Source organism: Aeromonas sp. INTO2, assembly GCF_049860605.1.
GTDB lineage: Bacteria > Pseudomonadota > Gammaproteobacteria > Enterobacterales > Aeromonadaceae > Aeromonas > Aeromonas caviae.
The window spans coordinates 2243660-2265146 of sequence record NZ_CP187588.1; the positions used below are offsets into that span (position 1 = coordinate 2243660).

18 protein-coding genes are annotated in these 21487 nt (G+C 62.6%); 8 read left to right on the forward strand and 10 right to left on the reverse strand.

The genetic code is table 11. The annotated features are described in order from the left end of the window. Nucleotides 1-59: 59 nt before the first annotated feature. The 3 genes from ACPW74_RS10640 (at nucleotide 60) to ACPW74_RS10650 (ending at nucleotide 2899) form a co-directional block, all read left to right on the forward strand. Nucleotides 60-953: an ABC transporter permease subunit gene (locus ACPW74_RS10640; protein WP_203762085.1), complete on the forward strand. Its 894-nt coding sequence runs from the start codon at nucleotides 60-62 to the stop codon at nucleotides 951-953. Nucleotides 954-1032: 79 nt separating this feature from the next. Continuing rightward, on the forward strand, nucleotides 1033-2031 hold the full coding sequence (locus ACPW74_RS10645; RefSeq protein WP_010674529.1) for an oligopeptide/dipeptide ABC transporter ATP-binding protein: 999 nt from the start codon (nucleotides 1033-1035) through the stop codon (nucleotides 2029-2031). Nucleotides 2032-2113: 82 nt separating this feature from the next. Next, nucleotides 2114-2899 (forward strand): ATP-binding cassette domain-containing protein, encoded by a 786-nt coding sequence (locus ACPW74_RS10650; RefSeq protein WP_039039015.1) that lies wholly within the window; start codon nucleotides 2114-2116, stop codon nucleotides 2897-2899. Nucleotides 2900-3038: 139 nt separating this feature from the next. On the opposite strand, the gene miaE is transcribed toward ACPW74_RS10650, so the two are convergent. Together miaE and ACPW74_RS10660 are read right to left on the reverse strand one after the other, a co-directional pair. Then, the gene (gene miaE, locus ACPW74_RS10655) at nucleotides 3039-3797 is read right to left on the reverse strand and encodes a tRNA isopentenyl-2-thiomethyl-A-37 hydroxylase MiaE (protein ID WP_042016277.1); all 759 of its coding nucleotides are present in this window, start codon (nucleotides 3795-3797) and stop codon (nucleotides 3039-3041) included. A gap of 93 nt (nucleotides 3798-3890) precedes the next feature. Next, entirely contained in the window at nucleotides 3891-4901 is a 1011-nt protein-coding gene (locus tag ACPW74_RS10660) for a LacI family DNA-binding transcriptional regulator (RefSeq protein ID WP_042863778.1), read from the reverse strand. A gap of 253 nt (nucleotides 4902-5154) precedes the next feature. Here ACPW74_RS10660 and ascF point away from each other — a divergent pair, with 253 nt between their 5' ends. Together ascF and ACPW74_RS10670 are read left to right on the forward strand one after the other, a co-directional pair. Continuing rightward, complete coding sequence (gene ascF / locus ACPW74_RS10665) at nucleotides 5155-6609, forward strand: PTS cellobiose/arbutin/salicin transporter subunit IIBC (RefSeq protein ID WP_049637160.1); 1455 nt, start codon at nucleotides 5155-5157, stop codon at nucleotides 6607-6609. Nucleotides 6610-6640: 31 nt separating this feature from the next. Then, nucleotides 6641-8071, forward strand: a complete 1431-nt coding sequence (locus tag ACPW74_RS10670) for a 6-phospho-beta-glucosidase (protein WP_425859131.1) — start codon at nucleotides 6641-6643, stop codon at nucleotides 8069-8071. 90 nt (nucleotides 8072-8161) lie between these two features. Here the strand turns inward: ACPW74_RS10670 and purF are convergent, their stop codons facing one another. The 7 genes from purF to lrp form a co-directional block, all read right to left on the reverse strand. Next, on the reverse strand, nucleotides 8162-9682 hold the full coding sequence (gene purF, locus ACPW74_RS10675; RefSeq protein ID WP_010674523.1) for an amidophosphoribosyltransferase: 1521 nt from the start codon (nucleotides 9680-9682) through the stop codon (nucleotides 8162-8164). Nucleotides 9683-9700: 18 nt separating this feature from the next. Next, on the reverse strand, nucleotides 9701-10192 hold the full coding sequence (locus ACPW74_RS10680; RefSeq protein WP_010674522.1) for a CvpA family protein: 492 nt from the start codon (nucleotides 10190-10192) through the stop codon (nucleotides 9701-9703). 175 nt (nucleotides 10193-10367) lie between these two features. Beyond that, on the reverse strand, nucleotides 10368-11663 hold the full coding sequence (gene serS, locus ACPW74_RS10685; RefSeq protein WP_039039009.1) for a serine--tRNA ligase: 1296 nt from the start codon (nucleotides 11661-11663) through the stop codon (nucleotides 10368-10370). A 282-nt stretch (nucleotides 11664-11945) separates the two neighbouring features. After that, nucleotides 11946-13283 (reverse strand): replication-associated recombination protein A, encoded by a 1338-nt coding sequence (locus tag ACPW74_RS10690; RefSeq protein WP_041211365.1) that lies wholly within the window; start codon nucleotides 13281-13283, stop codon nucleotides 11946-11948. Nucleotides 13284-13350: 67 nt separating this feature from the next. After that, nucleotides 13351-13959 carry an outer membrane lipoprotein chaperone LolA gene (gene lolA, locus ACPW74_RS10695; RefSeq protein ID WP_125117242.1) on the reverse strand — a complete coding sequence of 203 codons (609 nt, stop codon included), beginning with the start codon at nucleotides 13957-13959 and terminating at the stop codon, nucleotides 13351-13353. Between the two features lie 77 nt (nucleotides 13960-14036). Further along, complete coding sequence (locus ACPW74_RS10700; protein WP_042863776.1) at nucleotides 14037-16541, reverse strand: DNA translocase FtsK; 2505 nt, start codon at nucleotides 16539-16541, stop codon at nucleotides 14037-14039. A 189-nt stretch (nucleotides 16542-16730) separates the two neighbouring features. Continuing rightward, a complete protein-coding gene (gene lrp / locus ACPW74_RS10705; RefSeq protein WP_005300047.1) occupies nucleotides 16731-17222 on the reverse strand; it encodes a leucine-responsive transcriptional regulator Lrp in 492 nt (163 codons plus the stop codon). Between the two features lie 150 nt (nucleotides 17223-17372). Here lrp and ald point away from each other — a divergent pair, with 150 nt between their 5' ends. The 3 genes from ald (at nucleotide 17373) to ACPW74_RS10720 (ending at nucleotide 20922) form a co-directional block, all read left to right on the forward strand. Next, nucleotides 17373-18488 (forward strand): alanine dehydrogenase, encoded by a 1116-nt coding sequence (ald, locus tag ACPW74_RS10710; RefSeq protein WP_104455836.1) that lies wholly within the window; start codon nucleotides 17373-17375, stop codon nucleotides 18486-18488. 183 nt (nucleotides 18489-18671) lie between these two features. Continuing rightward, on the forward strand, nucleotides 18672-19622 hold the full coding sequence (gene trxB, locus ACPW74_RS10715; protein ID WP_125117241.1) for a thioredoxin-disulfide reductase: 951 nt from the start codon (nucleotides 18672-18674) through the stop codon (nucleotides 19620-19622). A gap of 58 nt (nucleotides 19623-19680) precedes the next feature. Further along, nucleotides 19681-20922, forward strand: coding sequence for a diguanylate cyclase (locus ACPW74_RS10720; protein WP_029314438.1), 1242 nt, complete (start codon nucleotides 19681-19683; stop codon nucleotides 20920-20922). Between the two features lie 83 nt (nucleotides 20923-21005). On the opposite strand, the gene ACPW74_RS10725 is transcribed toward ACPW74_RS10720, so the two are convergent. Beyond that, nucleotides 21006-21476: a glycine zipper 2TM domain-containing protein gene (locus tag ACPW74_RS10725; RefSeq protein ID WP_041211363.1), complete on the reverse strand. Its 471-nt coding sequence runs from the start codon at nucleotides 21474-21476 to the stop codon at nucleotides 21006-21008. Nucleotides 21477-21487 lie beyond the last annotated feature (11 nt).

Here is a 21487-nt window from a genome sequence, read left to right on the forward strand (position 1 = left end):
ATGGGCCACCGGCGCACAGGCGTGCCCATCCCCTTGCGACCAGCACGGGAGCCTGCATCATGCATGATAAATCGAACATCTATCCGGAGCTCAAGATCCTCTCCCCCCTGGAGCAGACCTGGGCCTCCTACCGGCGCAACCCGCTGGCCATGGCGGGGCTCTGGTGCTTCGGGCTGCTGCTGCTGGTGACCCTCATCGGTCCCCTGGTGATCCCCTACGGCATCGACGATCAGCACAGCAACCACCTGCTGCTCGCCCCCTCCTGGGCCAACAGCGGCAACATCGATTACTTCCTGGGGACCGACGATCTGGGGCGCGACATCCTCTCCCGTCTGGTGGCCGGGGCCAGGCTCACCTTCGGCAACGCCCTGCTGGTGGTGCTCATCGCCCTGGTCATCGGCTCGGCCATCGGCATCCTCGGCGGCATGAGCAAGGGGGTGAAGTCGAGCGTGCTCCATCACCTGCTCGATACCCTGCTCTCCATCCCGTCCCTGCTGCTGGCCATCATCGTCGTGGCCATCCTGGGGCCGGGTCTGTTCAACACCCTGATCGCCATCACGCTCGCGTTGATACCGCCTTTCATCCGGGCCACCTACAACGCGGTCCACGCCGAGATGCAGAAGGAGTACATCATCGCCAGCCGCCTCGACGGCTCTCCGCCCCAGCGGATCATGCGTCTGGCCATCTTGCCGAACATCGTCGAGACCCTGGTGACCCAGGCCACCCGCACCCTCTCCGCCGCCATTCTGGACATCTCGGCGGTGGGCTTCCTCGGTCTCGGGGCCCAGTCTCCCCAGCCGGAGTGGGGTGCCATGCTGGCCGATTCGAGCGATCTTATCTATCTGGCCCCCTGGACGGTGACCCTGCCCGGGATGGCCATCCTGTTCAGCGTGCTGGTGACCAACCTGGTGGGCGAAGGCATTCGCGAAGCACTCAAAGAGGGGAACGACTGATGTTGCCAGCCTTGTTATCTATCCCCGCCCCCGGACGCCCTGAGCGACCCGGCTGCGCCCTGAACGGGAGACATTGCTGATGCCCCTGCTCGACATACGCAACCTCACCATCGAAATCGACACCCCCCAGGGCAAGGTCAAGGCGGTGGACAGAGTCAGCCTGACCCTGAACGAGGGGGAGATCCGCGGGCTGGTGGGGGAATCCGGCTCGGGCAAGAGCCTGGTGGCCAAGGTGATCGTCGGCATCCAGAAGGACAACTGGACGGTGCGCGCCGACCGGATGCGCTTCAACGACATGGATCTGCTGACCATGGCGCCCAAGGAGCGGCGCCGCATCATGGGGCGGGAGATAGCGATGATCTTCCAGGACCCCATCAGCTGCCTCGACCCCTCGGAGGAGATAGGCACCCAGCTCGAAGAGGCCATCCCCACCAGCGCCTTCACCGGCAAGTTCTGGCAGCGCTTCCAGTGGCGCAAGAAGCGGGCCATCGCCCTGCTGCACCGGGTCGGGGTCAAGGATCACCGCAAGGTGATGCGGGCCTATCCCCACGAACTGTCGGACGGCATGTGCCAGAAGGTGATGATCGCCATGGCCATCGCCAACCAGCCGCGCCTGCTGGTGGCGGACGAGCCCACCAGCGCCATGGAGTCCACCACCCACTCCCAGATCCTGCGGTTGCTGGACAAGATGAACAAGCTGGGCAATACCACCATCCTCATCATCAGCAACGACATCGCCGCCATCGCGAACCTGACCGACACCCTCAACATCATGTATTGCGGCCAGATGGTGGAAGTGGGGACCCGGGACCAGATCCTGGAATCCCCTCACCACCCCTATACGGATGCCCTGCTCAAGTCCATCCCGGACTTTGACAAGCTGGTGCGCCACAAGTCCCGGCTCGAGACCCTGCCCGGGGTGATACCGCCGCTGCAGCACCTGCCCATCGGCTGCCGCCTCGGCCCACGCTGCCCCTACGCCCAGAAGCAGTGCGTGCAGACGCCGCTGATGAGCAAGGTCAAGGGGCATCAGTTCAGTTGCCACTTCCCCCTCAACATGGAAGAACCGAAGAAATGAACCGGCACCAGACCCTGATCCGGGGCACCTGCCCGCCCCGTCAGCCCCTCTATCCGGCGAGCACACCCAAGGAGACCACGTCGTGACCGAACCTTCCCTGTTGCAGGTCAGGGGCCTGTGCAAGACCTACCAGAACCGCACCGGCCTGTTCAGGCGCCGCGCGGTGGAGGCGATAAAGCCCCTCTCGTTCGATCTCGAGGTGGGCCAGACCCTGGCCATCGTCGGGGAGGCGGGCTCGGGCAAGAGCACCCTGGCCCGCATTCTGGCGGGCATGATTGAACCGAGCGGCGGGGAGATCGCCATCGAGGGGCAACCCATGGTCCACGGCGATTACCAGACCCGCTGCAAGCTGCTGCGGATGATCTTCCAGGACCCCAACACCTCCCTTAACCGGAAAATCCGGGTCGGCCAGATCCTGGAGACCCCCCTTCGCCTCAACACGGCCCTGAGCGAGGAGGAGCGCCGGGAGAAGGTGATCCAGACCCTGCGCATGGTGGGCATGCTGCCCGACCACGCCCTCTTCTATCCCCAGATGCTCTCCGCCGGCCAGCAGCAGCGGGTGGGGCTGGCGCGGGCGCTCATCCTCAATCCCAAGATAGTGGTGGCGGACGAGGCGCTCTCGACCCTGGATATTTCGGTACGCTCCCAGATCATCAACCTGCTGCTGGAGATGCAGGAGACCATGGGGCTGAGCTATGTGCTGGTGGCCAACGATCTGGGGATCGTCAGCCACATCAGCGACGAGGTGCTGGTGATGCACGAAGGCCGTGTGGTGGAGCGCGGCAAGACCTTGCGGGTCTTCGCCGATCCCCAGCACGACGTCACCCGCCGCCTCATTCAGAACTACAACAACGAATACCGCCGCTGATCCCGCGGCGCGTTTTCCCTTGCGTCAGACATAAAAAAACCCGGCCTGATGTCTCATCAGTCGCCGGGGGATTGCGCTCAAAAAAGTGATTGCGTCGCTCGTAGTAGGAACAGGGGAATGGTAGGCAGCCCCCGTCACCTCAACAACTGTCAGATCTGACAGGCAGTCCGCTATGGAACCGGAATTGCGGATCCGGCGAACAGATGAGCTCGGCCTCCAGGCGACCGAAGAAGGCCACCCGCTCGCTGATGTCTTCGTCTGCGAACGTCTGTGCCAGGGCCAGGTAGTCCTGATAGTGACGCGCCTCCGAGCGCAGCAGGGAGACATAGAAGCGGCCAAGCTCCTCGTCCAGATGAGGGGCCAGCCTGGCAAAACGCTCGCAGGATCGCGCTTCGATATAGGCACCGATGATCATCTTGTCCACCACGGCGGCCGGCTCGTAGGTGCGCACATGGGTCAGCAGGCTGCGGGCATAGCGGGAGGCGGTGACGGGGCCATAGGGGATGCCCCGTGCGGCCATGATCTCCAGCACCTGCTCGAAGTGGTGCAGCTCCTCCTGGATGAGGCGCACCATGGGGAACAGCAGGGGATTGCGCTCCAGCTCGGCAAACACGCTCCTGTCTGATTCGCCCATGGTGCGCTTGCCGAGGATCTCCGCCTTCTCCGGCAAGGCATCGAGCTCCCGGTAGAAGGTCAGCTTGGGCAGCAGGTGACGCTTCTCCTTGGGCAGGCAGTAGCGGCGCACCAGGCTGTGGGCGGTGAGTGCCGCCTTGTTCTCGCAGTTGGCGTGATCGATAAGCAGGGTCGGCAACTGGGCGGGATCCCGCGCCATTTCCACCCACTCATCCGGGGTCTCGCAATGCAGGAACTGGCGAACGGGGGCTAACAGGTCATCCATCTGAACTCTCATCTGTTGATACGACACGCGGCGCCTGGCGCCGGGGTGCCTATGCTAACGGATCCCGCCCGGCCTGCCCACCGCCATCATGGCTCAGCCCGTCAGACGCCTGAGGGAGTCGCGGCGGATCAGGGTGCCGCTGAAGGCGGGCAGTGCGTCCCGGCTCCCCTCCTCCACCATGGTGATCAGGCGGTTGATGGTCTCCTGGATCATCCCGTTCACCGGCATCTTGACGCTCGACAGCGCGGGAATGACGTAAGGGGCCAGGGGAATGTCGTCAAACCCCACCACCGAAACCTCGTCAGGCACCATCACACCGGCTTCGTGCAGCCGTTTGATGGCCCCGATCGCCATGTCATCGTTGCTGGCCACCAGGGCGCTGAAGCGAGCGCCTCGCGCCAGCAAGGTCGAGACGGCGGCCGCGCCACAGGCGGGGGTCCATTTGCCGGGGGCGATCAAGGTCTCCTGCACGGGGATGCCGTGCCGGATCAGCGCCTGCCGGTAACCGGCCAGGCGCTCGGCGCCGGTGGGGGAATCCGCAGAGCCTGCGATGAAGGCGATCTCCCTGTGCCCCATGGCCACCAGCTTGTCCACCACCGCCTCCGCCGCCGCCTGCTGGTCCGCATAGACGCAGTGGGCCGGATGGCGGCTCAGACGCCGGTTGAGCACCATGATGGGCTGCTCATGCTGCTCGATGATCTCGTCCATCTCCTCCACCCCGAGAAAGCGCGGATAGATGATGACGCCATCGCAACGGGAATCGAGCAGATACTGGATGGCCTGGCGCTCCTCGTCGGCGCTGTGCTTTCCGTCCGCCAGTATGAGCTGGCGCCCGCGATCCTCGGTCATCCGCGCCACCTGGGAGAGCAGCTCGCCGAAGTAGACGCCGTGGTAGAGGGTGTTGGTGACCACCAGTCCCAGGGTCCGGGTGTGCCTGGTCGCCAGCTGCCTCGCCACCAGGTTGGGGCGATAGCCGCACTCCTCGATGGCCTGCTGCACCCGGTCCCGTGTCTCCTGGCTGGTGTAACCATTGCCCGACAACACCCGGGAGACCGTCGCCTTCGACACCCCTGCCCGCCTTGCCACCTCCAGCATCGTCGTCATTGTGTTCTCCCTTGCTCGTAACGGGGCGCAGTGTACTGCACCGCCCCCGGCTTGTCGTCGCACGAATGGCGTGCAGGCCCGAGTTCAGTGATCCCATTCACGGATCCGGACGCTCGCTGCACAAGATGCTTGTCTCCCGCGCTCAGGCCGCGCACTCTATGTGGAACCGGTTCCACATTCAGTTTCATGCGCGTTCCCGCCCTTCGCGGCGGCGGGGGCGAGCAGGCCCACTTGGTGAAAAGGATCTACCTCGATGTCAAAAAACTATGCGGCTCTGGCCGGTACCGTCATCACCGCTCTCGGCGGCGCCGACAACGTCGTCGCCGTGACCCACTGCATGACGCGGCTGCGCTTTGTGCTCGGCGATCCCGCCCGGGTCAATGGCCCTGCCCTCAAGGCGATCACGGGCGTGCTCGGGGTGGTGCAGGCGGACAACCAGTGTCAGGTGATCATCGGCAACACCGTCTCCCACGCCTATCGCGAGGTGCTGGCCCTGCTGCCCCAGGGAGGCGGGCAGACTCCGCTTCCGGAGGCTTCCGCTGGCTGGAGCCTGCGCCGCATGGGCGCTGCCATCCTCGACGCCCTGATTGGCACCATGTCCCCCCTCATCCCGGCCATCATCGGCGGCTCCATGCTCAAGCTGCTGGCCATGGTGCTGGAGATGACCGGCGTGCTGGAGAAAGGCTCCTCGACCCTCACCATCCTCACGGTGGCCGGGGATGGGGCCTTCTTCTTCCTGCCCCTGATGGTGGCCGCCTCCGCCGCCGTCAAGTTCAAGACCAACATGTCCCTGGCCATCGCCATCGCAGGCGTGCTGGTGCACCCCAGCTTCATCGAGCTGATGGCCAGAGCCGCCGAAGGGGAGCAGGTGACCTTCGCCCTGGTCCCGGTGACCGCGGTCAAATACACCTACACCGTCATTCCGGCGCTGGTGATGACCTGGTGCCTCTCCTACATCGAGGGCTGGGTCGACCGCATCACCCCGGCGGTCACCAAGAACTTCCTCAAACCCATGCTGATCGTGCTGATCGCGGCACCGCTGGCCATCCTCTTCATCGGCCCCGTCGGCATCTGGATTGGCACCGCCATCTCCGGCCTGGTCTACACGGTCCACGACTACCTGGGCTGGCTGTCGGTGGCCATCATGGGGGCGCTCTGGCCCCTGCTGGTGATGACCGGCATGCACCGCGTCTTCACCCCGACCATCATCCAGACCATCGCCGAGACCGGCAAGGAAGGCATGGTGATGCCCTCCGAAATCGGCGCCAATCTCTCTCTTGGCGGCTCGTCCCTGGCGGTGGCCTGGCGCACCCGTAACCCGGAACTGCGCCAGACGGCGCTCGCGGCGGCCGCCTCCGCCATCATGGCGGGGATCTCCGAACCCGCGCTCTACGGTGTGGCCCTGCGCCTCAAGCGTCCGCTCATCGCGAGCCTCATCAGCGGCTTTGTCTGCGGTGCCGTCGCCGGCATGGCGGGGCTCGCCAGCCACTCCATGGCCGCCCCCGGGCTGTTTACCAGCGTGCAGTTCTTCGATCCGGCCAACCCCATGACCATCGCCTGGGTGTTCGGCGTGATGGCCCTCTCGGTGGTGCTCTCCTTCGTGCTGACCCTGGTGATGGGGTTCGAGGACATCCCGGTCGAGAGCCCGGCCCCCCGCGCCGAGCCCGTGCAACCCGTCGCCACCAGCCAGGCGCAGGCCGGGCTGTGACACCCCATTCAGACATGACAAGAGGTAACCAATGTCGTTAACAAGATTTCCCGAGGGCTTTCTCTGGGGCGGTGCCCTGGCCGCCAATCAGGCGGAGGGCGGCTATCTCGAGGGAGGCAAGGGGCTGACCACGGTAGACATGATCCCCCATGGCCCGCGCCGCATGGCGGTCAAACTCGGCCAGGAGAAGCGCATCACCCTGCAAGATGACGAGTTCTACCCAAGCCACGGAGCCATCGACTTCTATCACCGCTATCGGGAGGACATCGCCCTGATGGCCGAGATGGGCTTCACCGTGTTTCGCACCTCCATCGCCTGGGCCCGTCTCTACCCCAGGGGGGACGAGCTCGAGCCCAATGCCGAGGGCATCGCCTTCTACCGTGCGGTGTTCGAGGAGTGCAGAAAGTACAACATCGAGCCCCTGGTGACCCTGTGCCACTTCGATGTGCCCATGCACCTAGTGACCGAGTACGGCTCCTGGCGCAACCGCCAGATGGTGGAGTTTTTCACCCGCTACGCCCGCACCTGCTTCGAGCAGTTCGACGGCCTGGTGAAGTACTGGCTCACCTTCAACGAGATCAACATCCTGCTGCACAGCCCCTTCTCCGGGGCGGGGCTGGTGTTCGAGCAAGGGGAGCACCAGGATCAGGTGAAGTATCAGGCAGCCCACCATGAGCTGGTGGCCAGCGCCCTGGCGACCCGGATCGCCCACGAGGTGAACCCGGCCAACCAGGTGGGCTGCATGCTGGCGGGGGGCAACTTCTACCCCTACTCCTGCAAGCCCGCCGACGTCTGGACCGCCCTCCAGAAAGATCGGGAGAACCTCCTCTTCATCGACGTGCAAGCCAGGGGCGCCTATCCGGCCTATGCGCAGAGGGTATTTCGTGACAAGGGGATCACCCTGGTGAAGGGGCCGGAAGATGACGAGATCCTCAGGCACACCGTGGATTTCGTCTCCTTCAGCTACTACGCCTCCCGCTGCGCCGCCGCCGACATGAATGCGGGCAACACCAGCGAGGCCAACGTGGTCAAGTCCCTGCGCAATCCCCACATCGAGGTGAGCGAGTGGGGCTGGGGCATCGATCCCCTGGGCCTTCGCATCACCCTCAACACCTTGCACGATCGCTACCAGAAGCCCCTCTTCCTGGTGGAAAACGGCCTGGGTGCAGTGGACGAAGTGAACGAGCAAGGGGAGATAGAGGACGACTACCGCATCGCCTACCTGCGCGCCCACATCGAGGCCATGGGGGACGCCATCAAGGACGGCGTGCCCCTGATGGGCTACACCAGCTGGGGCTGCATCGATCTCGTCTCCGCCTCCACCGGCGAGATGAGCAAGCGCTACGGCTTCGTCCATGTGGACAGGGACGACGCCGGCCATGGCACCCTGGCCCGCCGGCGCAAGAAGTCGTTCTGGTGGTACAAGAAGGTGATCGCGAGCAACGGGGAGGATCTGGTCTGAGCCCCCCCTCAGTTTCGCCGCAAGGCGCATCCATGCAACAGGGGGGCCGAGGCCCCCCTGTTGTTCATCGCGCTGGCAATCTGAAAACGTTTAACTGCCTTCGTTGAAGATCTCGAGGTTGCTGGTCCCTTCCTGCCACTCGCGCACGGCCTTGTTGTCGTCGCTGCGCAGGGCATTGAGGTGGTCCAGATAACCCTGATCCACGTCGGAGGTCACATAGTGACCGTTGAAGACCGAGGTCTCGAAGTGGCGCAGCTCGGGGTTGATCTCCCGCACCGCCTCTTCCAGATCTTCCAGATCCTGGAAGATGAGGCCGTCGGCACCGATAAGCTTGCACACCTCTTCCACTTCACGGCCATGGGCAATGAGCTCGTTGGCGGTGGGCATGTCGATGCCGTAGACGTTGGGGAAGCGAATTTCCGGTGCGGCCGAGGCGAAGTAGACCTTGGCGGCCCCCGCTTCACGGGCCATCTGGATGATCTGCTCGGAGGTGGTGCCCCGCACGATGGAGTCGTCCACCAGCAACACCTTCTTGCCCTTGAATTCGGAGCTGATGGCGTTGAGCTTGCGGCGCACCGACTTCTTGCGCTGGGTCTGGCCCGGCATGATGAAGGTACGGCCGATGTAGCGGTTCTTCACGAAGCCCTGACGGTACGGCAGGCCCAGGGTGTGGGCGATTTCCAGCGCCACGTCGCAGGAAGTCTCGGGGATGGGGATGACCACGTCCACGTCGAGATCGTCCCACTCCCGTGCGATCTTCTGGCCCAGCTTGCGACCCATGTTGAGGCGGGCGGCATAGACGGAGACCTTGTCGATGAAGGAGTCGGGACGGGCGAAGTAGACGTATTCGAAGATGCAGGGGTTCATCTGCGGGTTCTCCGCACACTGCTCGGAGAAGAGCTGGCCCTGCTCGGTGATGTAGATGGCCTCGCCCGGGGCGACGTCACGCACCGTCTCGAAGCCGATGGCGTCGAGGGCCACGCTCTCGGAGGCGAGCATGTACTCCACCTGCCCCTGCTCGTCGACCCGGCGACCCAGGATCAGCGGGCGAATACCGTTGGGGTCGCGAAAGCCGATGAGGCCGTGGCCGATCACCAGAGAGACTACAGCATAGGCGCCGCGGATCTGCTGGTGCACCTTGCGCACCGCCGAGAAGATATCTTCCGGGCGCAGCGCCATCTTGTCGCACAAGTCCAGCTCGTGGGCCAGCACGTTCAACAGCACTTCGGAGTCCGAGGTGGTATTGATGTGGCGGCGGGCCACCTTGAACTGCTGCTCCTTGAGCTCCTTGGCGTTGGTGAGGTTGCCGTTGTGGGCCAGCACCATGCCGTAGGGGGAGTTCACGTAAAACGGCTGCGCCTCTGCCGCACTGGAGCTGCCTGCGGTGGGATAACGGACGTGTCCGATGCCGATATTCCCTTTCAGGCGCTGCATGTGGCGCACTTCAAACACATCCTTCACCAGACCGTTGGCCTTGCGTTGCCGGAAGTTTCCACTGTCAATGGTCACGATCCCGGCGGCATCCTGTCCCCTGTGCTGCAACACCGTCAAGGCGTCGTAGAGGGCCTGATTGACGGGGGTGGTGCCAACTATACCGACAATACCGCACATGTCTTTGCTACCTCGAAGTCACTGTACCTGTTGAAGAAAACTGGACGAGTTCATCATGAACCCGAAAAACCACTGGATCACCGGCTTGAACTCGGGAACCAGCCTGGACGCCACCCACCAGTCGCTCTGGGAGAGGCTGGTGAAGGTATCCATGAAAAACAGCAGGGCGCTGACGATCAGCACCCCGCGAATGGCGCCAAAACAGACCCCGAGCACCCTGTCGGTGCCGGAAAGCCCGGTCTTTTCCACCAGCAGGCCCACCACGTAGTTCACCACGCTGCCGAGGATCAGGGTCGCCACGAACAGGGCGGCGATGGCCAGACCGTTGCGCACCATGGCATCGGAGAAAGAGGTGAAATAGACGGCGAGATCGGGATAGAAATGGCTGGCAATAAAAAAGGCGACGAACCAGGTGACCAGAGACATGGCCTCCTTGAGAAAGCCGCGCACCAGGCTGATGAGGGCGGAGAAACCGACGATGCCGATGATGGCGTAATCAATCCAGACCATAGAAAAAGATGTCCTGCGAAATTGCGGCGCAGTCTAACAAAAACGATTGCGCAATGCTTGATAAAATTGTGTTATAGGCCCGAAGGGAGCTATCCCTTCCCCTTGCGGCGGGTTTCCCGGGCCCAGAATGCACAACGCCATGGCATGCCATGGCGTTGTCGTCTGCAACGAGCGCTTACCCGATGTGGGTCAGGCCGCCCATGTAGGATTGCAGCGCAGCCGGGATGGCGATGCGGCCATCTGCCTGCTGGTAGTTCTCGAGCACGGCCACCAGGGTACGACCCACCGCCAGACCGGAACCATTCAGGGTGTGAATGAGCTGCGGCTTGCCGTCGATGCGCACGCGAGCCTGCATGCGGCGCGCCTGGAAGTCGGTGCAGTTGGAGACGGAGGAGATCTCGCGATAGGTGTTCTGGGCCGGCAGCCACACTTCCAGATCGTAGGTCTTGGCGGCGCAGAAGCCCATGTCACCGGTGGAAAGCGCCATCACGCGATACGGCAGCTCCAGCAGTTGCAGCACCTTCTCGGCGTGACCCACCATCTCTTCCAGGGCATCCCAGGATTTTTCCGGGTGCACCAGTTGCACCATCTCGACCTTGTCGAACTGGTGCATACGGATGAGGCCACGGGTATCACGACCGTAGGAGCCCGCTTCGGAGCGGAAGCAGGGGCTGTGGGCGGTCATCTTGATGGGCAGCTCCTGCTCGTCGAAGATCTCGTCACGGGCCATGTTGGTGAGCGGCACTTCGGAGGTCGGGATGAGGGAGAACTTGCGCACCTTGCCTTCGTCTTCCCCTTCCCCTTCGATGCCGGTATTGAAGAGATCCTGGGAGAACTTGGGCAGCTGGCCGGTGCCGTACAGGCTGTCCGGGTTGACCAGATAGGGCACGTAGCACTCGGTGTAGCCGTGCTGCAGGGTGTGCAGGTCCAGCATGAACTGGGCCAGGGCGCGGTGCAGACGGGCAATCTGGCCCTTCATTACCACGAAACGGGCGCCGGAGAGCTTGACGCCGTTCTTGAAGTCGACCCCCTTGGCCGCCTCACCCAGATCGATGTGATCGCGTACCGGGAAATCGAACTCACGGGGAGTGCCCCAGCGGCGGACCTCCACGTTGTCGTTCTCGTCACGGCCCACCGGGGTGGTCTCGCTCGGCAGGTTGGGGATGGCGTCGGCGATCCCCTTGAGCTGGGCCAGCAGGGCCTCCAGCTCGACCTTGCTGGTCTCGAGCTCGTCGTTGATCTTGGTCACCTCGGCCTTGAGGGGGGCAACATCTTCACCACGACGGGCAGCCTCACCGATGGACTTGGAGCGGGCGTTGCGCTCGGCCTGCAGCTCCTGGGTGCGGGACTGCAGATCCTTGCGTTTCTCTTCCAGAACATTGACCGCCGCTACGTCCAGAACGTAGCCACGTGTCGCCAGACGAGCGGCAGCTTCGGTGATGTCGCTGCGCAGATATTTGGGATCCAGCATGGTTTACCTACTTTTTTTAATGGGATCTGGGCCCGGGTCATCGTGACCGGGTTGGGAAACAGATCCGGAAGTTAACATCGGTTGGCGCACCCCTTTGCCTTCGGAATCGGGCCTTCGAAATCAAGAAGATGGTGCAAGGCCAAGACAACCGGGGTCAGACGGGCAGTGTAGCAGACCGCCCCCCCGCCCGAACAGGGACTATTGCGCCCGTTTTTGCCGGGAACCCCCTCCCCTGATGCCTTTGCCGTGCCCTTTTCCGGGCAAGGAACCTGAAGGTCTTTCCTATCGCTTGCGCGGGCTCTGCTTGTCCAGCTCATGCAGATAGTCGAGCTTCTGGGCTATCTGCTTCTCAAGCCCCCGCTCGGTGGGCTGATAGTACTGCTTGCCGGCAAGCTCCGGGGGGAAGTACTGCTCGCCGGCCGCATAGGCCCCCGGCTCGTCGTGGGCGTAGCGATACTCGGCGCCGTAGCCCAGCTCGCTCATGAGCTTGGTCGGTGCATTGCGAAGGTGCGGCGGCACCTCGAAGTCCGGCAGGTTCTTGGCGTCGTGAAGCGCCGCCTTCCAGGCGGTGTAGACCGCATTGCTCTTGGGGGCGCAGGCGAGGTAGACAATGGCCTGGGCGATGGCCCGCTCCCCTTCCGCCGGACCGATGCGATGGAAGCAGTCCCAGGCCGAGAGCGCCACCTGCATGGCACGGGGATCGGCGTTGCCCACATCTTCCGAGGCAATGGCCAGCAAGCGGCGGGCGATGTAGAGGGGATCGCAGCCGGCGCTCACCATGCGGGCATACCAGTAGAGGGCTGCATCCGGTGCCGAGCCGCGAATGGACTTGTGCACCGCCGAGATGAGGTCGTAGAAGTGATCGCCGCCCTTGTCGAAACGGGCCACGTGCTCCCCCACCACGGCGGCGAGCAGGGTACTGTCGATCACCCGCGCCCCTGAGCTGTCGGCCTCGGCCATGTCGGCCAGGAGCTCCAGATAGTTCAGAGACTTGCGCCCGTCCCCGTCCACGGCTTTCGCCAGCGCCTCCTTGGCCCCGGGGGCAAAGCGCAGGCTAGGGTCATTGAGCCCGCGCGGGTCCTGCATCGCCTGATCGATCATGGCGAGGATGTCCTGCTCCTCCAGCCTCTTGAGCAGATAGACCCGGGCCCGGGAGAGCAGCGCGTTGTTGAGCTCGAACGAGGGGTTCTCGGTGGTGGCGCCGATGAAGGTGATGGTGCCGTCTTCGATGTGGGGCAGGAAGACATCCTGCTGGCTCTTGTTGAAGCGGTGGACTTCATCCACGAACAGGATCGTACGCACCCCGCGCCAGCCGTTCTCCTTCGCCTTGTCGAGGGCCGCGCGGATCTCCTTGATGCCGGAGGTGACCGCCGAGAGCCGCTCCACCTCCGCCTGGCAGTAGTGGGCAACCAGTTCTGCCAGCGTGGTCTTGCCGGTGCCGGGGGGCCCCCAGAGGATCATGGAGTGGCAGTGCCCCGCCAGGATCGCTTTTCGCAGGGGCTTGTCCGGCCCCAGAATATGCTGCTGGCCGATGTACTGCTCGAGGGTTTGCGGCCGCATCCGGGCCGCCAGCGGACGAAAGTCCGAGGAGAAATCCAGGGATAAATTGCTCATCTGCATTGACCTTGCAGCTGACCGGTCGTCCATGACGCCCGGTCAGACGATAACGCCGGTAACGGCTGGCTCATCAGCGCTGGTCGTCCAGCTCGACCCCCTTCGGGATCTTGAAGACAAATTCGTTGCCCTTGAGCACCGGCTTGCGGTTGAAGCTGCTCAGGGTGAACTCGCTCCACTGCCCCTGCGCCTCTTTCACGTCGAAGCGGCTGATGTTGTTCTGACGGTCGAAGGTGATGCGAAAGGAGGCGATCAGCTCGTCCTTGTTGCGGCTGGTGACGGTGTAGACATCCCCTTCCTGGGTCACGTCATAGTTCTTCCAGAGGCTGTTGTCGTTGCCCGCGATGAGCACGAAGGGGGTGTTGAGCACCGCATCCTTCATCTTGAGGGCGGTGACCTGCTCGACGAAGGGGTCGTACACCCACACATCCTTGCCATCGGCCACGATCAGGCTCTCGTCCGGGGCAGTGGTGTGCCAGTTGAAGCGGTTGGGTCGCTGCACCAGCAGGGAGCCGCTCGCCTTTTGCAGCTCCTTGCCCTTGCTGTCATAAACGGTCTGGGCAAATGTCGCGGAGAAGACATTGACGGAGGAGAGCTTCTCCTTGAGATCGCTGGCCGCATCGGCCCATACCTGGCTGCTGGCGACCAGCAGAATGGAACCCATCAACAGTTGTTTTTTCATCAGGCTCTTCATAGGGAGGTTCTCGATAAAAGGCCACGCCCGCAGAGGGCATGGCCAGAATGATACAGGAGTTAGGCTTAGTCACGAACCGGCGGCGGTGCCAGCACGTCGCGCTGGCCGTTGCCGCCCGGGGCGCTGACGATGCCCTGGTTTTCCATCTGCTCGATGAGACGGGCCGCCCGGTTGTAACCAATCTTGAACTTGCGCTGGACGCTGGAGGTGGAGCCACGGCGGGATTCCACCACGAAGGCCACCGCCTCGTCGAACAGGGGATCGAGCTCTTCATCGCCGCCCCCGCCGAAGTCGCCGCCGCCGCCCTCGCCGTCCGACTCGCCGGAGAGGATCTCGTCGATGTAATCCGGCTCCCCACGCAGTTTCCAGTCCGCCACCACCTTGTGTACCTCGTGGTCATCGACGAAGGCACCGTGGACCCGGGTGGGGTTGGAGGTGCCGGCAGGCATGTAGAGCATGTCACCCATGCCGAGCAGGGATTCGGCGCCCCCCTGGTCCAGGATGGTGCGCGAATCGATCTTGCTCGACACCTGGAAGGAGATACGGGTCGGGATGTTGGCCTTGATGAGGCCGGTAATGACATCCACCGACGGGCGCTGGGTCGCGAGGATAAGGTGAATACCGGCCGCCCGCGCCTTCTGGGCGATACGGGCGATAAGCTCCTCCACCTTCTTGCCGACGATCATCATCATGTCGGCAAACTCGTCCACCACCACCACGATGTGGGGCAGTTTTTCCAGCTCCGGCGGCATCTGATCCATGGAGTCGCCCGGACGCCACAGGGGGTCGACCAGGGGATCCCCCGCCTCGATGGCGGCCAGCACCTTGTCGTTGTACCCCTTGAGGTTGCGCACCCCGACCGCGGACATCAGCTTGTAACGACGCTCCATCTCGCCTACGCACCAGCGCAGGGCGTTGGCGGCATCCTTCATGTCGGTGACCACCTCGGTCAGCAGGTGCGGAATCCCTTCGTAGACCGAGAGCTCCAGCATCTTGGGGTCGATCATGATGAAGCGCAGATCCTCGGGGGAGGATTTGTAGAGCATGGAGATGATCATGGTGTTCACCCCCACCGACTTGCCCGAGCCCGTAGTACCCGCCACCAGCAGGTGAGGCATCTTGGCAAGGTTCACTACCACGGGTTCCCCCGCGATGTCCTGACCCAGCCCCATGGTGAGCGGATTGCGGCTGGCCGCGAACGCCTCGCAGTCGAGGGTTTCCCGCAGGTAGACGGTCTGGCGTACCCGGTTGGGCAGCTCGATCCCGACGAACGTCTTGCCCGGGATCACTTCCACCACCCGCACGCTGCTGGCAGAGAGAGAACGGGCGAGATCCCGGGAAAGATTGGTGATCTTGCTCGCCTTCATGCCCGGCGCCAGGTCAAGCTCGAAGCGGGTAATGACGGGACCGGGATAGACGCCCACCACCTTGGCCTGCACGTTGTAATCGGCGAGCTTCGCCTCCACCAGCCGGCCCATGCGCTCCAGCTCGTCCTTGCTCATCATCTGGGTCTTGGCGGGCGGCCTGTCCAGCAGATCGATGCTCGGCAAAGGGGCCAGACCGGGCTGGGGACGGCGCTTGGCTTTCACCGGCGCAGCGGCAATGGGAGCATCGGGTTCGTCATCCCCCTCCGCCCAGGGCAAGTCGAGGTCATCTTCTTCCTGGCGCACGGCAGGACGCGGACGGCCATTGGCCACGCGCTTGCCCTTGGCGGCAGGCGCCGGAGCCTCGTCCTCTTCGTCGTCAAACTGCGGATCGAACTGGAAGGTGTCTTCGTCAAGCTCCGGCAGCCATTCGTCAGCTTTTGTCTTTTGAGCGCGATTCTTCGCCTTGGGGTTGCGTGTCCAGCTGCCGTGGGGGTCTTCGTCATCCTCTTCCTGATCGAAGCTGCCCACGCCCCCTTCCAGCAGGGGATCCGGCCCCTCATAGCGGGGCTGGCGCCAGCCACCGGTGAGCCAGCGGCCCAGGGTGGTGGGGAAATGGTAGATGGCGCTGACTGAGCCGGTGCAGGCGGCACCGATGCGCTCGACAATGGTGAGCCAGGACCAGCCGGTAAAGAGGGTGATGCCGGTCGCCACGAAGCAGAGCAGCATCAGGTTGGCCCCCACGCCGCCAAACAGCGGCACCACGGCTGAGGCGATCACATCCCCCACCAGGCCGCCGGCGGAAAAGTTCTGCAAGTCGTTGAAGTTCATGCTGGCGATGGCGGACATGCCAAGCACCGTCAGCACGAAGCCGATGATCCGTACCGACAGGGTGAGGTAATCCACTTCCAGCAGCTTGCTCGGGCGCCAGAACAGGCTCCAGCCAAGCAGCACCACCAGAGGGGGCACCAGATAGGAGAAGGCCCCGAAGGTAAACATGGTGATGTCGGCGAGCCAGGCACCGGCGCTGCCCGCGAGGTTTTTCACCTCCCCTTGCCAGGAGGTTTGCGACCAGCCGGGATCGGCGGGATGGTAGGTCAGCAGGGCAAGCAAAAGATAGGCAGCCATCAGGGTGATGGCGATCAAGACGGCCTCGAAGATCCGTTGTGTACCTGATAAAGGAGTAAACAGCTTTTTATCGGCCAAACTCCGGCTCCTTTGTGAAAACATGAATGCGGGGATAGGGGGCCTAGTATCCCTGAAAAGCCCACCGATTGTCAGCCAGTGCCTGAGGGCGGGCCTGAAACTCTCTATAAGAAGAAACGAGCGGACCGGCCGCTCGTTTCTGACTATCGTGACTCGTCATGGAACTTGCAAGTCACAGCACAACCCCGCTTATCGGGTGCTGATCACCAGACGACTGCTCTGTTTGACCTCTTCCATCACCACGTAGGTGCGGGTGTCGTTGACGCCCGGCAGACGCAGCAGGGTTTCACCCAGCAGGCGGCGGTAAGCGGACATGTCGCTGACGCGGGTCTTGAGCAGATAGTCGAAATCACCGGACACCAGATGGCACTCCTGGATCTCTTCGAGCACCTGAACAGCCTTGTTGAACTGCTCGAACACATCGGGGGCGCCACGATTGAGGGTAATTTCCACGAACACCAGCAGAGACGCGTCCAGATAATGAGGGTTCAGAATGGCGGCATATCCTTCGATATACCCTTGTCGCTCCAGGCGACGAACCCGTTCCAGACACGGTGTGGGACTCAGGCCAACTCGTTTGGACAACTCAACGTTCGAAATCCTGCCATCCTTTTGCAGTTCATTCAGAATGTTGCGGTCAATCCTGTCCAAATCCTTTAGCCGACTCTTAGCTTCCATCATTTAATTCCATCCTTTGGCTATTTTTTGGTAAGAATCACCAGTCACTTTATAATAATGGTCACAAATCCTGTCAATACCTGAATATACTAGGCGCAAATATCGCTTAACATCTAGGCAACATAAACCACCAATCGATAGACGAGGGATAGCATGATTATCGGTGTACCTAAGGAAATAAAAAACCATGAATATCGCGTAGGCATGGTTCCGGCCAGTGTACGTGAACTGACAGCACGAAACCATACTGTTTTCGTCCAAAGCGGCGCAGGAAATGGCATTGGGTTCAGTGACGCAGATTATCTGGCTGCCGGAGCCGAGATCCTGGCCTCCGCTGCCGAAGTTTTCGCCAAGGCGGAGATGATCGTCAAGGTCAAGGAACCCCAGGCAGTGGAACGGGCCATGCTGCGTCCCGGCCAGACCCTCTTTACCTATCTGCATCTGGCGCCGGACCTGGCCCAGACCCAGGATCTCATCGACAGTGGTGCCGTCTGCATCGCCTATGAAACCGTCACAGACGGTCGTGGCGGTCTGCCCCTGCTGGCCCCCATGTCGGAAGTGGCCGGACGCATGTCTATTCAGGCCGGTGCCCAGGCACTGGAGAAATCCCGTGGCGGCAGCGGCGTGCTGCTCGGCGGTGTGCCCGGTGTGGAACCGGCCAAGGTGGTGATCATCGGTGGTGGTGTGGTGGGCTCCAACGCAGCCCGCATGGCCGTCGGCCTGCGTGCCGACGTCACCATCCTCGACAACAACGTCGATACCCTGCGCCGTCTCGACAGCGAGTTCCAAGGGGCTGCCAAGGTGGTCTACTCCAACCGCGAGACCCTGGAGCGCCATCTGCTGGCGGCGGACCTGGTCATCGGCGGCGTGCTGGTGCCTGGCGCCACTGCGCCAAAACTTGTCAGCCGTGACCACATTGCTCGTATGAAACCCGGTGCAGCCATCGTGGACGTGGCCATCGACCAGGGCGGCTGTGTCGAGACCTCCCATGCCACCACCCATGAAGATCCCACCTTCATCGTCGACGAGGTGGTGCACTACTGCGTGGCCAACATGCCGGGTGCCGTGGCGCGGACCTCTACCGTGGCCCTGAACAACGCCACCCTCCCCTTCATCATCAAGCTGGCCGAACAGGGCTATCGCAACGCACTGCTCGCCGATCCCCACCTATTGCGCGGCCTGAACGTGATGGCGGGCAAAATCACCTGCAAGGAGGTTGCCGTGGCCCACAACCTGGCTTACACGGATCCCCTGACTCTGCTGAACTGATCGCGTCCCTGCAAAGGGAGGTAGATGAGTGAAAATCCGCCCGCGATGGGCGGTTTTTTTATGCCTGCCATCCCCGGCTCACCCCTCTTGTTGGCGATTGCCCCAATCGATGCGCTGGCCTTTGACCACGGATCACGAATTACCTACAATCGCGCAAACTCATCACGTCTCGGAAATCACATCATGAGCCAAGTCACTCACAGCAAACTGCTGATCCTGGGATCCGGCCCGGCAGGTTACACTGCGGCCATCTATGCCGCTCGCGCCAACCTCAATCCCCTGCTCATCACCGGCATGCAGCAAGGTGGTCAGCTGACCACCACCACCGAAGTGGAAAACTGGCCAGGGGACGCGGAAGGGTTGACCGGCCCGGCCCTGATGGAGCGCATGAAAGAGCATGCAGAGAAGTTCGATACCCGCATCCTCTTTGATCACATCAATGAAGTGACGCTGACCGAGCGTCCCTTCCGCCTCAAGGGCGACAACGGTGAATACACCTGCGATGCGCTGATCCTCGCCACCGGCGCCTCCGCCAAATACCTGGGTCTGCCCTCCGAAGAGGCTTTCAAGGGCCGCGGCGTCTCCGCCTGCGCCACCTGTGACGGCTTCTTCTACCGCAATCAGGAAGTGGCCGTGGTCGGCGGCGGCAACACCGCCGTGGAAGAGGCACTCTATCTGGCCAACATCGCCAAAAAAGTGCACCTCATCCATCGCCGCGACGAGTTCCGCGCCGAGAAGATCCTGATCAAGCGCCTCAACGACAAGGTCGAGAGCGGCCATATCGTCCTGCACACCCATCAGACCCTGGACGAAGTTCTGGGTGACGACATGGGCGTCACCGGCGTGCGCCTGCGCAGCACCCGGGATGACACCACCTCCGAGCTGCCGCTGATGGGGGTCTTCATCGCCATCGGTCACCAGCCCAACACCCAGATCTTCGAAGGGCAGCTGGCGATGGAAAACGGCTATCTGAAAGTGCGTGGCGGACTGGAAGGGTTCGCAACCCAGACCAGCATCCCGGGCGTGTTCGCCGCCGGCGACGTGGCCGACCACGTCTACCGCCAGGCGATCACCTCCGCAGGGACCGGCTGCATGGCCGCCCTCGATGCTGAGCGATATCTGGACGCACAATAATCGGAAGGATATAAAGGGCATGCCAGTTGGCATGCCCTTTTTTATTGCAAGGAGCAGGATGAAACGAAAAATAATGATAGTGGAAGACAGCCTGACGGTACGCCGCATGCTGACCCAGGCCATTGCGCAACAGACCGGGCTGGAAATCGACGCCTTCGATACCCTTGAAGGGGCTCGCGATTGCCATGGGGAAGATTATGTGGTCGCCTTGGTGGATCTTACCCTGCCGGACGCCCCCGGTGGAGAGGCTGTCAATGTGCTGAGGGAGCGTGGGCTGCCGGTGGTGATCCTGACGGCCGACATCAGCGAAGAGAAGCGGGAAGCCTGGCTGGAGGCCGGGGTGCTGGACTACGTGATGAAGGATTCACGTCACTCCCTGCAATATGCCGTCGGTCTGGTGCACCGCCTCTACCTCAACCAGGCCATCGAAGTCTTGGTGGTCGACGATTCACGCACCTCCCGTCACCGCACCGCGGCCCAGTTGCGCAAGCAGTTGTTGCAGGTGCACGAGGCCAATTCAGCCCGCGATGCGCTGGCGCAGCTCGAGCAGCACCCCGCCATTCGCCTGATGCTAGTGGACTACTACATGCCGGAGATCGACGGCATCAGCCTGGTGCGAATGCTGCGCGAGCGCTACAGCAAGCAGCAGCTCGCCATCATCGGCATCTCGGTGTCGGACAAACACGGCCTCTCGGCACGCTACCTCAAGCAAGGGGCGAATGATTTTCTCAATCAGCCCTTTGAACCCGAGGAGCTGCAGTGCCGGGTCAGCCACAACCTGGAGGCCCTTGAGCAGTTCAACAACATCCAGGAATCGGCCAACCGAGACTACCTGACCGGGCTTTACAACAGACGTTACTGGTTCAACGAGGGTCAAAAGTGGTTCGAGGAGCATCAGCGCCATCAGGCGCAGCTCTCCCTGTGCGTGCTCGACGTGGATCACTTCAAGCAGGTCAATGATCACTGGGGTCACGCCATCGGCGATCAGCTGCTCTGTCACCTGGCCAGGCTGCTCACCCAGTTCTTCCCGGATGCCATGATAGCCCGATTCGGTGGCGAAGAATTTGCCCTGATGGTGCCCCACTGCCCCGTCCCCGTGCTGCTCAAGCGGCTGGAAGGGCTTCGTCTGCAAATGCGCCAGCAACCGCTGTCGCGGGAGATATCGCTCTTTGTGCGCGCCAGTTTCGGCGTCATCAATGTCGGGCGGCTCTCCATGGACGAGGCGCTGAGCGAGGCAGATCGCCAGTTGTATCAGGCAAAGAATACCGGGCGAGACAAGATAGTCTGTCAGGACGTCTGAGCAAGCATCAGCAGAGACACTCCGTGTAGTACCGCCCGGCGCCCCTTGTGTGGTGGCCGCCGGGTCAATCCCTTCTTCACCGTTCAATAGGTCTTGTCGACCCGCACCCCATCGCTGAAATAGAGGATGCGCACCTTGTCGCCCTGCGCAAAGACCATGGCCGGATCGTAATCCTGGATCACGTTGATGAGCCCGTTCTGCTCGTTGCGGATCAGCAGCTCCACCAGCTTGTTCTCCACCACGCTGCCCCCTGACTGAAACTGCTGCACCGCCGCCGCTCCCGCCAGCGCCCCGACCGCTGTGGCAATCTCCCGCCCGTGCCCACCGCCAAACTGGTTGCCGAGCAGCCCGCCAAGCACGGCACCTCCCAGGGTTTTCCAGCCGGAATGCTCCGATTCCACCATCTGGCGCTGGGTGATGTTGCGCACCGCATCCACCTGGCCGAAGACCACCTGCTCCACCGGACGCGCCGTGTTGCGTTCATACACCGCACTCCAGGCCGGCGCCGTGACAAAGCCAAGCAAGCTGGATACTATCAGGATAATGGCCTTCATCTATGAACCTC

Excerpts from the sequence above, each read along its gene's own strand:
- ACPW74_RS10640 (WP_203762085.1), top strand. The coding sequence starts at position 60 with ATGCATGATAAATCGAACATCTATCCGGAGCTCAAGATCCTCTCCCCC.
- ACPW74_RS10645 (WP_010674529.1), top strand. The coding sequence starts at position 1,033 with ATGCCCCTGCTCGACATACGCAACCTCACCATCGAAATCGACACCCCC.
- miaE (WP_042016277.1), bottom strand. The coding sequence starts at position 3,797 with ATGGATGACCTGTTAGCCCCCGTTCGCCAGTTCCTGCATTGCGAGACC.
- ACPW74_RS10660 (WP_042863778.1), bottom strand. The coding sequence starts at position 4,901 with ATGACGACGATGCTGGAGGTGGCAAGGCGGGCAGGGGTGTCGAAGGCG.
- ascF (WP_049637160.1), top strand. The coding sequence starts at position 5,155 with ATGTCAAAAAACTATGCGGCTCTGGCCGGTACCGTCATCACCGCTCTC.
- ACPW74_RS10670 (WP_425859131.1), top strand. The coding sequence starts at position 6,641 with ATGTCGTTAACAAGATTTCCCGAGGGCTTTCTCTGGGGCGGTGCCCTG.
- purF (WP_010674523.1), bottom strand. The coding sequence starts at position 9,682 with ATGTGCGGTATTGTCGGTATAGTTGGCACCACCCCCGTCAATCAGGCC.
- ACPW74_RS10680 (WP_010674522.1), bottom strand. The coding sequence starts at position 10,192 with ATGGTCTGGATTGATTACGCCATCATCGGCATCGTCGGTTTCTCCGCC.
- serS (WP_039039009.1), bottom strand. The coding sequence starts at position 11,663 with ATGCTGGATCCCAAATATCTGCGCAGCGACATCACCGAAGCTGCCGCT.
- ACPW74_RS10690 (WP_041211365.1), bottom strand. The coding sequence starts at position 13,283 with ATGCAGATGAGCAATTTATCCCTGGATTTCTCCTCGGACTTTCGTCCG.
- lolA (WP_125117242.1), bottom strand. The coding sequence starts at position 13,959 with ATGAAAAAACAACTGTTGATGGGTTCCATTCTGCTGGTCGCCAGCAGC.
- lrp (WP_005300047.1), bottom strand. The coding sequence starts at position 17,222 with ATGATGGAAGCTAAGAGTCGGCTAAAGGATTTGGACAGGATTGACCGC.
- ald (WP_104455836.1), top strand. The coding sequence starts at position 17,373 with ATGATTATCGGTGTACCTAAGGAAATAAAAAACCATGAATATCGCGTA.
- trxB (WP_125117241.1), top strand. The coding sequence starts at position 18,672 with ATGAGCCAAGTCACTCACAGCAAACTGCTGATCCTGGGATCCGGCCCG.
- ACPW74_RS10720 (WP_029314438.1), top strand. The coding sequence starts at position 19,681 with ATGAAACGAAAAATAATGATAGTGGAAGACAGCCTGACGGTACGCCGC.
- ACPW74_RS10725 (WP_041211363.1), bottom strand. The coding sequence starts at position 21,476 with ATGAAGGCCATTATCCTGATAGTATCCAGCTTGCTTGGCTTTGTCACG.